Source organism: Nocardia veterana NBRC 100344, from assembly GCF_000308855.1.
GTDB lineage: Bacteria > Actinomycetota > Actinomycetes > Mycobacteriales > Mycobacteriaceae > Nocardia > Nocardia veterana.
Genome location: NZ_BAGM01000206.1, coordinates 10,723 through 24,431, shown reverse-complemented (window position 1 = coordinate 24,431; position 13,709 = coordinate 10,723). Strand labels below are relative to the sequence as shown.

The window sequence follows — 13,709 nt, the reverse complement described above, 5'->3', positions numbered from 1 at the left end:
CGAGATCGAAAAACAACGAAGGCGAGGCATATCACCGCCGGTGCGGACGACGAGCATTTCCGCTGCTCAAAGTCGCTGGCTAGAGCTTCGAAACGAAGAACCTTTCCCCCCGGTGGCACGGGGGGAAAGGCCCGGTAACTGGTTCCGGATCCACGGGTGGCACCGCTCCGGAACCAAATGCAGAAACAGGAGAGTCTGCATGTCCACAGTAAAACGCGTCGTGGTCAGTCCGCGAGGTACAACCGCAGAACGGGGCCCGGTGACTGAGACAGCTGCTGGCCGGCACCGGTCGCGCAGCGGGGGCACCACAGCACGGGCAGGGATGGCGTTGCAAGCAGTCGCAGCCGCCATGGTGGCCGCTGCGGGTGTCGCCCACGCGGCACCGGAAGCGCAGCCCGGCGTCACACCACCGCCTACCGATCAGCAGGCCGGGGTGACCCCGACCCCCAAGAGCAACGAGCAGGCCGGGGTGACCCCGCCGCCCGCGCCGCCGCAACGGCCGCAGGAACATTCGCCGCTGGGGCAGGTCGTTCCAACACCGGACCTGCCGAGCGACCCGAGCGAATATCGAACCCCGCCATCGCGCAGCCAAGGCACCGGACAGCAGGGCTCGACCACCCCGGGCAAACCCGCACCTGGCCTGCAGCAAGACATTCCGAACCTCCACGCGCCCGAACCGGTGACTCCGCCGAAGATCATCGTGCCCCCGCCGCCGGACCGCATCGGACTCGGTGATGCCACCTGGGCGAACCCGGGCCTGCCTGCCGACGTCGTCTACGACATCAACGGCCATATCGCCCTCACGCAGCGCAATACAAACGCGTTCCTGCAGTCGCTGGGCGTCAATGCCTCCCGCTCCGACATCATGTCCACCGCGATGGTTCTGGGTGGGGTCACCGGATTCACCGCCGGTGCGGTCGCAGCTGGAGTCCCGGCCGCGATCGGCGGCGGCGTGGTCGGCGGGCTGGTCGGTGGCACCATCGGTGGCGTCGCCGGTGCGGCCGCCGGAACGCTGATCCCGGTGCCCGGCATCGGGACCGTGACCTCAGGTGTAGCCGGGACCGCAATCGGCGCGGCCGCGGGCGCCGCGATCGGCGCAGCCGCCGCCGGTGTGCCTGCCGCACTCGCGGGCGGCGCCGTGGGTGCAACAATCGGCGCCGTCGCCGGTGCGGTAGCCACCGCAGGAGATGGCAGTGACTACACGCCGCCGCCCCCTGGGGAAGGTCGGCCCGCGCCGTCGCTGCACGATCAGGCGCGAGTAGCTGCCGACACCGCGATCCACGCGGGAGAGCAGGCGGTCGGCTGGGCACAGTCGCAGCCCGGCGGCACGCAGGCTCTTGAGGGCGCCGTCGCTGTCGGTGCAGCGGCTGGTGCGGCGGTGCAGTCGCAGCCGTGGGCGCCGCAGCTCGCTGAGCAGGCCACCCGTGCCGCAGATTCGGTGGTCTCCGCGGCGAAGGCCGATCCCGCGACCGCCGACACGGTGGCGGCCGCCGCGCAGGTTGCGGCCGAGCAGGCACCATTCACCCCGGAGCAGTTCGGCCCCCTGACCGACGCGGCCAACGGCGCATTATCGGCAGTGCAGGGGGCTCTGCGATGAAGCCCCTGATTCGCACAGCCGCAACCGCTGCCACCGTGACCGGCCTCGGCGTCGCGATCGCCACCGGATCGGGTGTCGCATCGGCCGATCCCAGCTCGAACAGTGATTGCCCTGTGTTGTTCGCCCTGGGGGTGCAGGGCACGGGGGAGACGACTCCCGGCGCGGCCCCCAACGACAACACCGGCATGTTGTCCGATGTTTTCGGCCCCTTCATGGCTGACTCCGGCGCGGCCGGGGTCGAGGTGAAGCACGAGAATACGCCCTACGACGCATCCTTCGGCGGCTTCACGCTGACCGGCGGCACCGCCTCCTATCAGCAGTCGGTCACCAACGCGACATCCAAACTGTCGCAACGCATTTCCGACATCGCGAAACAGTGCCCCAACACCAAGTTCGCGCTGGCCGGATACAGCCAGGGCGCGCACGCGGTGTCGATGCTGGCGCAGCAGACGGGCCAGGGCCACGGTCCGGTCCCCGCCCAGCGCATCGCCGCTGTCGCGTTGTTCGGTGACCCGACCCGCAATCCGGGTGCGGCCCCGTTCCCTGGAGCTGACGGCCGCACCTCGCCGGAGACCGTGCCGAACGTGCAGGGCAAGGAGATCGCGACTCTGGCGCATCTCACCCCGGCGGCGCTATCGGGTGGCGGGATCGGGCCCGAGCGCGATATCGCCACCAACTTCGGCACACTGACCGGGCGGGTCGCATCGTTCTGCGCTGGCGGCGATTTGGCCTGCGACGCGCCCGACCATGCCGCTCTGTTGCGCGCGGTAGCGAACGTGGCCGGACAGGCCGATTTCGGTGGTGACCCGCTGCGGGCGCTCGGCTCCATCACGCAGTCGCTGGCGCTGACCGGCATCAAAACCGTGACCAACGTGGTCAACAAGGACGTCTCCGGCAACTCCCTTGCGTCGCTGTCGCTGAACCCGCGCAAGTCGATCTCCGAGCGGATCGCCGAAGCCTCGGATCCGCGGACGCCGCTGGATCCGGGCCAAGTCCTGCAGGCGGCGTTCAAGGTCGCAACCATCGGCATCAACAGCGCGGTCACGGTTGCACGGGCGATTCTGACCCCGACGAATATCGCCGAGATCGCGGCGGCAGGGCTGGCCGATCCCATTGCCGGCCTAGCGGTTTTCGGCACCAAACTGCTGGGCGCTCTGCCGCAACTGATTCCGCCGTCGACGGGATCGCGGTTGATTCAGCAGACCTTCAACGCCGTCGCGCAGAACCTCACCGACAACCAGGACATGCTGCAGGCGACCACATGGGTCAAGTACTCCGATGTGATCCAGCGGCACGGCTCCTATCAGCACGATCCGGTCACCGATACCGGGCAATCAGCCACGCGATATGTGGCCGATTGGTTCACCGCGACGGCAAAGGATTTGGCCGCGTCCGGCGCGGCGGAGGTGCCCGCACCTCGCAAGGGCGTCCCGGCCTCACCGACACCTGCCGCCCCGGCGACCGGATTCCGTTTCCCGCTCACCGATTCGGGTTCCACGCGCTCCACGTCCGGCGCCGCATCCGGCAACAGCCTCGGTGACCTCGGCCTGCCCGGTACCGGGTCGGACAGGTCGAACTAGGAGGAGGGGGCCGGGGTCTCTACCTCTCCTCCCGGCCCTCTCCTTCTCTCTTTTTTCTCTTCATCTCGCACACGCTCCCTAGGAGGTGAGCAATGTTGTTCCAGCACAATGGGTCCAGGGATCAGGCCCCGAAAGAACCCGAGTGGTCGCAGTGGCTGCAGCCGGAATTGAGCCCGGATACGGCGCCTGTCGTCGCCTCGCCGGGCTCAGCGGCCCATGAAACTCAGCAGCCACAGGCCGGTTGGCCCCAGCCTCCCGCATCCGTGAGCTGGTCGGATTGGCTTCCCGGCGAGGCCGGTCCTGCCACGCCCGGACCGGCCCCTGCGGCGGGTGATCAGCCGATCATCGCTGAGCACGTCGTTCCGCCGTCGACACCCGAGGTGCGCCGTCGCCGGCGTGGCCCTGTTGCTGTGGCGGTGGCAGGCGGCGTCCTTGCGGCTGGTGCGGTCGCAGCGGGCGGCTTCGCTGTGATGGGACACGACTCGGCACCGGCACCGGCCAGCTCGGCGGTACCGAGCCGCGCCGCCGCCATTGCCGCCGACCCGGTGCTCGGCGGTGGTCCCGGCTGCGACGCGGTCCGGACCCCGAACACGGTGCGAGGCAATGGGACAGGGAACAAAGGCACTGCGGAGAACGTGATCCTCGCGTTCCAGAACGCCTACTACCACGACAGATCCGGAGCTGCGGCGCGGGCCTTCGTCACTCCCGACGCCTCGGTGTCGCCCGCGGAGGTGATCGACGCCGGAATCGCCACCGTGCCGCAGGGCACCCACTATTGCGTCCAAATCTCGCCCAGCAGCGACGAGCACTGGTCGGTCGTGATCGTGGAAAACCGCCCCGACCAGTCCGTGCACACCTACCGCCAGCTCGTCACTGTGGCTCGGCAGGCAAATGGCGACTACCTCATCACCGGCATCGGGGGAGCACAATGACCGGCCTGCTCAACCACGGTCGCATGGGCGCCGAGACGGCACCGCCCGATTCCCCACGACCGTCGGAAAACGGTGCGATGTCGCATATTCCGTTGCGGCCGCTGCCTCCACGGGGACGCCGCTTGTCGGTAGCCCACGCGGTGGCTCCACCGATGAACCAGCGCGCACCGATCTGGGATCGTCCGGTGCCGCATGAGGAATCACGGCCTCCGCTGGTGTGGCTCATGGGAGCGCACGGAGGAGCTGGAGTGTCGACCCTGTCGCGAATGCTGGCGCCTGCGGCCGACTGCGGCCGCCAGTGGCCCGCGGTCCTCGGCGGCGAATCGCCGTTCATCGTGCTGGTCGCCCGCGAAACTATCGAAGGTCTCTCCCGAGCCCACCACCTGCTTCGCCAGTGGCACAGCGGATTAGCAGGAGATCGCTCGGTGCTGCTGGGCCTCGTCACCTGCGCCTATCAATCCGGCCGCCAGCCTAAGCAGATTCGGCAGTACCTCGATGTCATGTGGGACCTGGTCCCCGAAGACGGCCGCTGGCGCATCGAGTGGCAGCCCACATGGCCACTGACCGAGATGAAAGAACTTCCCGTCTGGACTCCCGGGAGCATCGCCCCCGCCAAAGGCCCCGACCCGCTCGCAGCTGTGCGGAACGTCGGCGAATCACTGATCACCACCGTCACCGCTGCTATGCGGCCCACCTCCGAAGGAGACCTCAAATGATCCACGATGTCGCACTCCAGGCAACCCACGTGCTCGCTCAGGTCGACACGATCACCCCCGACGCCCCTCCCGGAAGCAAGGGCGTCGTGAAGATCCTGCAATACGCGCTCTGGGGAGTTCTCCTCGCCGGAATTCTGGCCATCATCATCGCCGGCGGCGTCCTGGGCTGGGAAAAGTTCAACGGAGGCGTCAACACCGCGCCGAAAATGGTCGTCGGCGCGCTGATCGGCGGCATCGTCGCCGTGTCGGCGAGCGGTCTGATCAACGGCGTCCTCGCCGCACTGTAGGCGCCGCCTCATGACCACCACCATCGCCAAGCCGCTGCCGCCCGAGGTGTATCAGCCGCTGCTCACGATCGCGAGCTTCGCGTTGTGGACGGCGCTGATGCTCTGCCTCGGCTGGTTCCTCATCGCCGCCGGTCGGTTTCACGCCGCCTGGCGCAACGGCGGCGGATTCGTCGAAGCGATGGACTCGCTCGGGCGACCGCTGCTCGGCTCCATCATCTGCTCCTCGTCGCTCGGCATCGCTACAGCCGTAATCAACTCGATCCAGCAGTAGACGACGCCCGCTTTCGAATCTTCGCTCTCACAAGGAGATTGACATGCCTCGCACAGCACGCGCGATCGGCGCTCTGCTCGCGGCGGCCGCCCTGCTGTCCGGATGTGGCGGCAGCGACCATGGCGCCCGCCCAGCCGGTGCGCCGACGGCGGACCCGAATCGCCCACCATCCGGACTGCACTGGGAGAAATGGCAAGAAGCGTTGCTGCCCTACGGCGACGACGGCCCGAAACATGTCGAAAGCGATGCCGCGACAGGGTTTTCCGACACTCCGCAGGGTGCAGCTCTGGCCGCCATGCAGCACGCGTACCGGTCCACGAACGCACCAGACAGCACCTGGTACACCGTCGCTGCGAGGGTCCTCGTAGCCAATCCAGGAAAAGACGCCTGGGTCACCACACGGGCTCTGTACTCGGTCAAGGCGGTCGACCCCTCCGCGGTTCAACGCTACATCGGCTATCAGATCACCTCCTGGACCAAAGACCGCGCCGCGATCACCCTCTACACCAGCTACCCCGACGGCAGCCTGCTCGCCACGGACACGGTCGTGACCTGGATCGGCGGCGACTGGCGTCTACAGCTGCCTGACCCGGCCGACAAGACACCCACCAAGCACGCGGTCCTGCAAGCCCCGGCCGCCATGGTGAAGGTGGAGGCCCGGTCGTGACGTCCGAACCTGAAAACACCGACGGCCGTGGCACTCTGCGGCGACCAGCGACGTTCGCAGCGGCCCTGGTCGTCATCGTCTTGATCGTCGTAACCGGAGTGATCGTTTTGATCGGCCGCCACAGCGGATCGAATCCGGATGCCGCGAAAACGAGCTCGCCGACCACGACCGCGCCCACGACAGCTCCGGCGAGCTCGGCCACTGGCTTCACCACACCCGACGTGGACGTGTTCGGCCGCCGTGTCGACGTGCCCGCCAACCCCGCCGGCCAGCCCCTGGAACAGACTGCCCCACAGCGACGTCCGGATGACCCGCAGTGGCTCACTGCTGCCCCTGCCGGCACCCGCGGGCCCGATGCCAAGGGCGGCTGGCAGCGTGTGCACGGCGCAGTCGTGCCGTTTTCGACTTCCGACGGCCCGACCCACATCCAGGATGGTGTGCCTGTCGGCTACGCACACACCCCGCAAGGCGCGGCGCTGGCGGCCGCCTTCGTGATGTGGCAGACCCGCGCCCGCCTCGGCGATCGCCCGCTGCGCGAGCACATGGTGGTCATGAGCGCGGCCGACTTCGCCCAATTCGACCGGCTGAAAGCCCAAGGCAAAGCACCGGACACCCAACCGGAACAGGTGACTCGCTACATGGTGGCGCCGGACGCCTTCCGGATCACCTCGTGGTCCGACGACATGTGCCAAGTCGCCCTCGCGGTGCGCCAAGGCTCCGACACCGGTGCCCCTCGGTGGACCAGTCTCACCCTGGCCATGGTGTGGGACCAAAACGAGTGGAAGCTGCGACTTCCGGCCGACAAGATGATCCCTCAGCAGACGGTGACCTCCATCGGGGGGTGGACCGCATGGTGAGCACCGGTGCCGCTGTCCTGCGCGCGGTCGCCCATCGGGGCCGCCTGCTGCTGATAGCCATGACCGTCGTGGCCGCCGTGTTCGGCCCGGCCGCCGTCGCATCCGCGCAGCCCGCCGATTCCGGCGGCGGCACATACGGATTCAACGACACGTGCGAAGAGATCCACGACGACCTCGACAACGTCGGAATTCCCGGGACACCGTTCAACCTGGGCAACGCTGTCGGCGGCGCATGCAAGGCGGGCAACGCCGCCACACACCCTGGCGATGCCGCACAGGCCGTCAAGGACAAGGCGTGGGACTCCACCTTCGGCAAGGTGGTCGATTCCCTGCTCAACGGATTGGGCCAGGCGGTCAGCCTCGGCCTCACCTTCTGGGCCAAGGTCCCCAACTCCGCGGTCGACGATCTGGACGGCCTGATCGCCAAGGTGCGTGACTACACCTCCGATATCCAGATCATCATCCTCGCTTTCAGCCTCATGTGGTGCGGGGTGAGATTAGCGGCCGCGCGGCGCAACGCAGCGGCATCTGAGGCTGTCGACGCCTACAGGGTGCTGCTGCGCACGGTCATCATCTCCGGCGGCTGGAGCACCGTGCTGGTCCTCGGTACTCATGCCTCGGATGCATTCGCGTCGTGGGTGATCGACGACGCCACCGGCGGCAACGCCAAAGGCATCGCAGAAGCGATGATCGAAACTCAAGCGCTGTCGGCATTTTCGCCAGGCCTGGTGCTGATCTTCGCGATCGTCGGGCTGTTGTCGGCGCTGTTGCAGATCGTGCTGGCAATCGTGCGGCAGGGGCTGCTGTGCGTGGTCGCGGGCATCCTCCCGCTCGCGGCATCAGCCAGCGGGGGCCGGACCGGGCAACAATTTTTCGAAAAGCTGCTGATGTGGAGCGTTGCGTTCGTGCTGTACAAGCCGATCGCCGCGATCGCATACATGGTCGCGTTCACCGTCGCCGGCACCAATCAGATCGACCCGAACACCAAGCCCGACACCGACACCGCCGTGCGGATGCTGGTCGGTATCGCGCTGCTGTGCAGCGTGGCGTTCGTGCTGCCTGCGCTGATGCGGCTGCTCTCACCGGTCAGCTCTCTCAGTGGCGGCGGGTCCAGCGCGATGGTTCTCGGCGGGCTGATGGCTGGTGGCGCGAACGTCGGAGGAGCGTTCAGCCGCATGGCCACCGGCGCAGCCGATTCCCGTGGTGGGGGTGTCGTTCGGGCCGGTAACGGCGGCGGTGGCGGCAACCCGCCGACGGGTGCCGCTGGAGGAGGCGGCCGGGGCCCGAGCGGACCGTCCGGCCCAAGCGGACCCTCCGGCGGCGGCCGGACTGGCGGAGGCGGCGGAGCAGCGGCCGCGGGGAAGGCAGGCGGCCCGGTGGGCGCTGCCGCCGCTGCCGGAGCACAGGTGGCCGGTGCCGGTCTGCGCGGGGCGAACTCGGTGATCAACGACGCCGCCGCTCAAGGAACACCCTCCACCACACCGGCACGTCCCACAGGCACTAGTGGCAGTAAGGCGGTTCCGCGATGACAACGCACGCTCCAGCTCAGCGGATCGAACGTACCTACGGGCTGTGGACACGCCCCCGGAGCGAAGGCCTGTGGGGCTTCGGGTGGGCAGTGACCATGGCGGCCTTCGGAGCGGTCGTCATCGCCATGGTGATCGGTCTGGTCGCTGGCTTTCTGGTCGGCCTGATCGTGGCCTTCGTCGAGCTTGTCGTTTTGGCACCAATGGCCATCCGCGTGGACGGCCGCACGGGATACGAGCGAGGAATTCTCATGATGCAGTGGTTCCGCACCGTCCTTCGTCGTGAACACATCAACGCGGGCGGCGTCTTCTCCCGGCGCGGCAGCTGCTCGCTGCCGGGCCTGATGGCCACGTCGCAGCTCTACAAGTCCCGCGACTCGGCTGGCTACGAGTTCGGCATGGTGCACATTCCCGAGCACAACCTGTACACCGTTGCCCTGCGCTGCTTCCCGCAGGGTGCTCGCGCCGTGGACCAGGAAATGATCGATTCCTGGGTCGGCAGCTGGGGGCAGATGTTGGCAAGCCTCGGCGGCGCTGCCGACGTCGAAGCGATCACGGTGGTCGTCGACACCGTCCCGGAAACGGGAAACCGCCTCGCCACCGAGATCGAAGCGATCACTTCGCCGACCGCGCCGCCCATGGCGCGGGAGGTGATGTTCGAACTCGCAGACGCGTTGCCTCACAACAGCGTTCGCCAGGAAACCTGGTGCAGCATCACGTTTCGCGCGATGACGGCCGAACGACGCAAGGATCCCGCCGAGCAAGCCGTCGAAATTGCCCACCGCCTGCCCGCGATCGTTGCTGCGCTCGGCGATGCGGGGGTTGGTGCCCGGCCGATGGATGACCAGGAGATCATCGCGATCGTCCGCCGCGCGTGGGATCCTGCCGCCGAAGCAGATCTCGAGGCCGCGCACGAAGGCGACCAGCCCCACGGCATCGAGTGGTCCGATGCTGGACCGGTGTCGCATGTCGAGCACACCGATCGTCTGTGGCACGACGGCGTGAACTCGGTGACCTGGGAAATGAAAGGCGCACCGGAGGGTGTCGTGCGCGAACGCGTCCTCGAGCCGCTACTCAAACCAAATAGCGACCTCCCGCGCAAACGCGTCGCGATCATCTACCGGCCACATTCGGCCGATGCCGCTACCAAGATCGTCGACGACGATCACCGTGACTCCTTGATCGCCAATGACACCGCGCGCGGAATCGGCTCCGCGCAAGCAACTTTGCGGGTGCAGGCTACCGCACAGGCGCGTGAAGAACAGGCCCGTGGCCACGGTGTTACACGGTTCGGTGTCCTGATCACCATCACAGAGCCGGAAAAGGCGGAACTCCCGCGCATCGACGCTCTGACCAAAGCGTTGTCGACCCAATCACGGCTGAAAATCCGTCGCAGCTACCGGTATCAGGCTGCCGCGTTCTCGGCGAGCCTCGGAATGGGTGTGCTGCTGCCGGAGATGGCGACGATCTCGCGGACGGTGGCCGAATGAGCCGCCGCGTCGTGTCGAATGAGCCGATTGCCTCGAGCCTCGACAAACCGGGCCTGGGGCAGAAGGTGCTGGCCCCGGACGCACGCGCCAAGCTGGAACGTCGAGTCGCGAACAGCAACCCGCTCCTCGCCGCTCCTGCCCGGCTCCGTCTGCACGTCGACGACAACCGGCGGCTGGCGCAGCGGATCCGCGCCGAAGAGTCCACCGGCAGGCCGGCCTCGGTGGTGCGGGTGACCAAAAGCGGGATCGTCGGCCCCGGCGGCGGACGGTCACGCTCGGTCGGACGGCCTGCCGAGTATCGAGGCACCACCGCGCAGGTCGCGGGCCTGTGGCCGTGGTGCGTGGGTGCGAGCGCGCCGCTGATCGGCACCCCGCTCGGTCCTCACCTCGATACCGGTGAACCGGTCTGCTTCGCTCCCATGAACTACTTCACTCGCGGCATCATCACGGCACCGAGCCTGTTCGTGCTGGGCCTCAACGGCTTTGGGAAATCGTCCCTTGTTCGGCGGCTCGTACTGGGCGCCGTCGCCCAGGGAATCACACCGCTGATTCTGGCCGACGTGAAGCCGGACTACCGCGACACCGTCGCGGCCGTCGGCGGGCAAATCGTCGACCTCGGGTACGGCCACGGCAAACTCAACCCCCTCGACGGGGGAGTGATGGCGCTGGCGCTGCGGCGATTGGATCAGTTGCAGATGCCGGAGGCCGCCGAAAGCCTGCGAACCGAACTGCGGGCACGCCAAACCACCCTCATCGCCGGCCTGGTGGAACTGTCGCGCGGCCGCAAGGTCGCCGACTTCGAAGAGACACTCATCTCCACAACCTTGCGCCTGCTGTTCACGCCGAAACGTTCTGGCGGCCACGGCTTCACCCTCGAATCGCCACCAATCATGCAAGACCTGGCCGACGTCATCTCGGCAGGAGGCGCCGAGCTGCACGAAGACGCTGGCGCGTACACCGAGGATGAATACCAGAGCGCCACCATTCACCTGCGGCGGTCGCTTCGGGCACTGACCCAGGGCAATTTCGGGCAGGTGTTCAACGGGCATACGACAACCCCGCTGGATCTGGACTCGGTCGCCATCTGCGTCGACGTCTCCCACATCCCGAAAAACGACAAGAAACTGAAAGCGGCGGTCATGCTGGCCAGCTGGTCGGCAGGGTTCGGTGCGGTGGAGTCGCTGAACCTCCTGGCGGAGGTCGGCGTCGAAAAACAGCGTTATTTCCAGGTCGTGATGGACGAACTGTGGCAGGTTCTCGGTCTCGGCGACTTCATGATCGAGCGTGTCGATGAACTCACCCGGTTGCAGCGTGGGCTCGCCACCGAGCTGATCATGATCAGCCACACGATCAAAGACCTGCAGGCACTCGATTCCGCGGCGGCGTCGCGGGCCCTCGGTTTTCTCGAACGCGCACGCGCCAAGGTGTTCGGCGCCCTGCCTCCGGAAGAGATCCGCCGCCTCGATTCGATCGTTCCGTTCACCGAGGCCGAGGCGGCGATGGTGACGAGTTGGTCGGCTCCCCAAGCGCTTACAGGCGAGTCGGCCCGCCGCAGCGGCCCGCGGCCGCTGCCGCCCGGGCTCGGCAAGTTTCTGCTGAAGATCGGTGAGGACCGCAGCCCCGGCATTCCCTTCCGGGTGCGCCTTGCCGAGGCAGAGCAGCGCCACGGGATCCACGAGACCAGCCGCATGTTCGAGAGCTTCGGCCGCCGCGACGGCGACGACGAACAGGAGGCAGCATCGTGACCACCTCCATGCGTGGCGGCTTCCGTCAATACGGCGAGGTCGACGCTGAACTGCGAGCGCTGGCGGTCGCGGCTACCCAGGGGCTCATAGCCCAGGGCAGGACTCGGACCGCGGCGGCCCGCGCACTCGCGCCAACCTTCGGCGTCCACTGGAACACGATCTGCAACTGGCTCCGAGCGGCGGAAGAACAAGAGATGCCGACCACGGTGGCTGCACTGCAAGCTCGGGTGCGGGAGCTGACCGACGAGCTTGCCCAGGCGCGAGCCGTGATCCGGAAGCTGACGGCCGCCGGCGGCCAGGCGAGCCTGCAGGAGTGCCCCGACATCGGGCGGGCCGGGTGAACAAGATCGTAGTCGCGCTGGTCGGGCTCGCCGTGGCCATGTCGTCGGTGTTGTTCGTCGTGCTGTTCGCTCTCGACGACGACACCGCGTGCGCGCCGGGCGGGCCGGTGCTGGGACAAGGTCTGCCCAGCGTCGATGGCGTGACCATGGCGGGGCTGAATCAGAACCAGCTGCAGATCGCGAAGCTCACCGTTCAGGTCGGTGAGCAGCGCGGCATTTCCGAGACCGGAATCATGGCGGCGTTGATGGCCGCAGCCCAGGAATCGACGTTTCAGAACTACGCCAATTCCAATGTGCCCGAGAGTCTTTCGTTCCCGCACGACGCTGTCGGCTCCGACTATGACTCGGTCGGCCCGTGGCAGATGAGAGCCTCGATCCACGGCAAGGACGGTATCGCCGCGTTGATGGACCCCACCTATCAGGCGAACTGGTTCTACGACACCCTCAACGGCATCGACGGCTGGCAGACGCAGGACCCTGCCCAGCTGGCCGCAATCGTGGAAAACCCGCGTGGTGATCTGCGAGGACTCTACGCAGCGCACTCCGACATGGCCGCACAGCTCTATGCCGCATTCAAGGGATCCGGCGGCGGCCCGGCACCCGCCGCGCCGTCGGGGCCTGCGACGTGCGCGCCGGGAACCGGAACTCAGACCCCACCAGGTGACTTCAACGCGCGCGTACTCGCGGCGGCCCAGAAATGGCTCGGCACCGACTACGTGTGGGGCGGTGGTGACCAGAACGGCCCGACCGCAGGTGGATTCGATTGCTCCGGCCTGGTGCTCTACGCGGTGGCGCAGGCCTCCAACGGAACGATTGTGCTGCCGCACTACACCCAATCTCAGCAGGACGATCCAAGAGCGCAGGTCATCACCCGCGATCAGATGGCGCCGGGCGACGTCGTGTTCTTCACCTCCCCCGGCGAGTCCGACTCGCACCATGTCGGCATCTACGCCGGAGACGGCAAGCTCCTGCACGCCCCAGAAACCGGGGACGTCGTCAAATACTCGCCGATCAGCGCATTCGACGGCGAGCGGTGGGACATCCGCCGCTACGGCTCCGGAACACCGGCCAGCACCGACCCCAACACCGCCATAAACGCAGGAGCCACACCATGATCCAGCACATCCACCGGCCGCGCGCGACCGCTTACGTCGCCGCGATTACGACCGCCGTGGTGGTCGCGGCGAGCGGATGCGGCAGCAACAACGAGCCGACACCGCCTCCCGCCGGCTCCACGTCTGCGGCGCCGTCGCCCGCGCCGGCAGGAGTGGACGACCGAGACCCGGATCAAGTCATGCTCTGGACCGCCAACCAGCTCTACAGCTGGCGGCCCGCCCAAGATGCCAGCGCCGCAGCGGGTTTCGATCGTGCCCGCCCGCTGCTGGATCCGACCTATATCCAACAGGTCGGGGCGAGTGCGGCAGGCCTCGCCCGCGTCACCGGCGCGAGCTGGGCGCGGTGGGCGGCCGACAACGCCACCATCACGGCCTCTTCTCGCATCACGGGCGACGACCACCCGGCCGACACCGGCGGCAAACACCAGCGAGTCGTCGAGATCACGCAGCGCATCAGCGCGCCCGGCATCACCGAACCCGATCGGACAGTGATCGCCTACATGGTGGCTGCTCGCCAACCAGGAACCGACCAATGGCGCGTGTCGATGATCTCGCCTCGCTGACCGAACCATCCGTATCGCTGGG

General features: G+C 67.5%; 14 protein-coding genes. All 14 read left to right on the top strand.

The features are described 5' to 3' along the window. The first annotated feature begins 322 nt into the window (after window positions 1–322). The 14 genes from ON37_RS31370 (at window position 323) to ON37_RS28870 (ending at window position 13,687) form a co-directional block, all read left to right on the top strand. Window positions 323–1,597: a hypothetical protein gene (locus tag ON37_RS31370; RefSeq protein WP_051032268.1), complete on the top strand. Its 1,275-nt coding sequence runs from the start codon at window positions 323–325 to the stop codon at window positions 1,595–1,597. Further along, a complete protein-coding gene (locus ON37_RS28930; RefSeq protein WP_051032267.1) occupies window positions 1,594–3,177 on the top strand; it encodes a cutinase family protein in 1,584 nt (527 codons plus the stop codon). Before ON37_RS31370 ends, ON37_RS28930 begins: the two co-directional genes overlap by 4 nt. 92 nt (window positions 3,178–3,269) lie before the next feature. After that, complete coding sequence (locus ON37_RS34895) at window positions 3,270–4,109, top strand: DUF8176 domain-containing protein (protein ID WP_479687406.1); 840 nt, start codon at window positions 3,270–3,272, stop codon at window positions 4,107–4,109. A gap of 248 nt (window positions 4,110–4,357) precedes the next feature. Beyond that, entirely contained in the window at window positions 4,358–4,825 is a 468-nt protein-coding gene (locus tag ON37_RS28920) for a hypothetical protein (protein ID WP_245553562.1), read from the top strand. After that, window positions 4,822–5,112, top strand: a complete 291-nt coding sequence (locus ON37_RS28915) for a hypothetical protein (protein WP_040723992.1) — start codon at window positions 4,822–4,824, stop codon at window positions 5,110–5,112. Before ON37_RS28920 ends, ON37_RS28915 begins: the two co-directional genes overlap by 4 nt. Before the next feature lie 10 nt (window positions 5,113–5,122). Beyond that, window positions 5,123–5,383 carry a hypothetical protein gene (locus tag ON37_RS28910; RefSeq protein ID WP_040723988.1) on the top strand — a complete coding sequence of 87 codons (261 nt, stop codon included), beginning with the start codon at window positions 5,123–5,125 and terminating at the stop codon, window positions 5,381–5,383. Window positions 5,384–5,426: 43 nt separating this feature from the next. Continuing rightward, window positions 5,427–6,050: a DUF8175 domain-containg protein gene (locus ON37_RS28905; RefSeq protein WP_051032265.1), complete on the top strand. Its 624-nt coding sequence runs from the start codon at window positions 5,427–5,429 to the stop codon at window positions 6,048–6,050. Further along, window positions 6,047–6,907 (top strand): DUF8175 domain-containg protein, encoded by an 861-nt coding sequence (locus ON37_RS28900; RefSeq protein WP_051032264.1) that lies wholly within the window; start codon window positions 6,047–6,049, stop codon window positions 6,905–6,907. The genes ON37_RS28905 and ON37_RS28900 overlap by 4 nt, the downstream gene beginning before the upstream one ends. Continuing rightward, window positions 6,901–8,436: a hypothetical protein gene (locus tag ON37_RS28895; protein ID WP_157171679.1), complete on the top strand. Its 1,536-nt coding sequence runs from the start codon at window positions 6,901–6,903 to the stop codon at window positions 8,434–8,436. The genes ON37_RS28900 and ON37_RS28895 overlap by 7 nt, the downstream gene beginning before the upstream one ends. Beyond that, complete coding sequence (locus ON37_RS28890; RefSeq protein ID WP_040723986.1) at window positions 8,433–9,923, top strand: SCO6880 family protein; 1,491 nt, start codon at window positions 8,433–8,435, stop codon at window positions 9,921–9,923. The genes ON37_RS28895 and ON37_RS28890 overlap by 4 nt, the downstream gene beginning before the upstream one ends. Continuing rightward, window positions 9,920–11,668, top strand: a complete 1,749-nt coding sequence (locus ON37_RS28885; RefSeq protein WP_245553560.1) for a putative type IV secretion/conjugal transfer ATPase — start codon at window positions 9,920–9,922, stop codon at window positions 11,666–11,668. Before ON37_RS28890 ends, ON37_RS28885 begins: the two co-directional genes overlap by 4 nt. Beyond that, window positions 11,665–12,009 carry a hypothetical protein gene (locus ON37_RS31365; protein WP_051032263.1) on the top strand — a complete coding sequence of 115 codons (345 nt, stop codon included), beginning with the start codon at window positions 11,665–11,667 and terminating at the stop codon, window positions 12,007–12,009. The genes ON37_RS28885 and ON37_RS31365 overlap by 4 nt, the downstream gene beginning before the upstream one ends. Further along, window positions 12,006–13,124: a C40 family peptidase gene (locus tag ON37_RS28875; RefSeq protein ID WP_245553559.1), complete on the top strand. Its 1,119-nt coding sequence runs from the start codon at window positions 12,006–12,008 to the stop codon at window positions 13,122–13,124. The genes ON37_RS31365 and ON37_RS28875 overlap by 4 nt, the downstream gene beginning before the upstream one ends. Then, a complete protein-coding gene (locus tag ON37_RS28870; protein ID WP_040723985.1) occupies window positions 13,121–13,687 on the top strand; it encodes a hypothetical protein in 567 nt (188 codons plus the stop codon). The genes ON37_RS28875 and ON37_RS28870 overlap by 4 nt, the downstream gene beginning before the upstream one ends. Window positions 13,688–13,709: the final 22 nt, after the last annotated feature.

Coding starts and splice junctions, on each gene's coding strand:
- ON37_RS28910 (WP_040723988.1), top strand. CDS start 5,123: ATGACCACCACCATCGCCAAGCCGCTGCCGCCCGAGGTGTATCAGCCG.
- ON37_RS28905 (WP_051032265.1), top strand. CDS start 5,427: ATGCCTCGCACAGCACGCGCGATCGGCGCTCTGCTCGCGGCGGCCGCC.
- ON37_RS28915 (WP_040723992.1), top strand. CDS start 4,822: ATGATCCACGATGTCGCACTCCAGGCAACCCACGTGCTCGCTCAGGTC.
- ON37_RS34895 (WP_479687406.1), top strand. CDS start 3,270: ATGTTGTTCCAGCACAATGGGTCCAGGGATCAGGCCCCGAAAGAACCC.
- ON37_RS28930 (WP_051032267.1), top strand. CDS start 1,594: ATGAAGCCCCTGATTCGCACAGCCGCAACCGCTGCCACCGTGACCGGC.
- ON37_RS28870 (WP_040723985.1), top strand. CDS start 13,121: ATGATCCAGCACATCCACCGGCCGCGCGCGACCGCTTACGTCGCCGCG.
- ON37_RS28885 (WP_245553560.1), top strand. CDS start 9,920: ATGAGCCGCCGCGTCGTGTCGAATGAGCCGATTGCCTCGAGCCTCGAC.
- ON37_RS31370 (WP_051032268.1), top strand. CDS start 323: ATGGCGTTGCAAGCAGTCGCAGCCGCCATGGTGGCCGCTGCGGGTGTC.
- ON37_RS28890 (WP_040723986.1), top strand. CDS start 8,433: ATGACAACGCACGCTCCAGCTCAGCGGATCGAACGTACCTACGGGCTG.
- ON37_RS28895 (WP_157171679.1), top strand. CDS start 6,901: ATGGTGAGCACCGGTGCCGCTGTCCTGCGCGCGGTCGCCCATCGGGGC.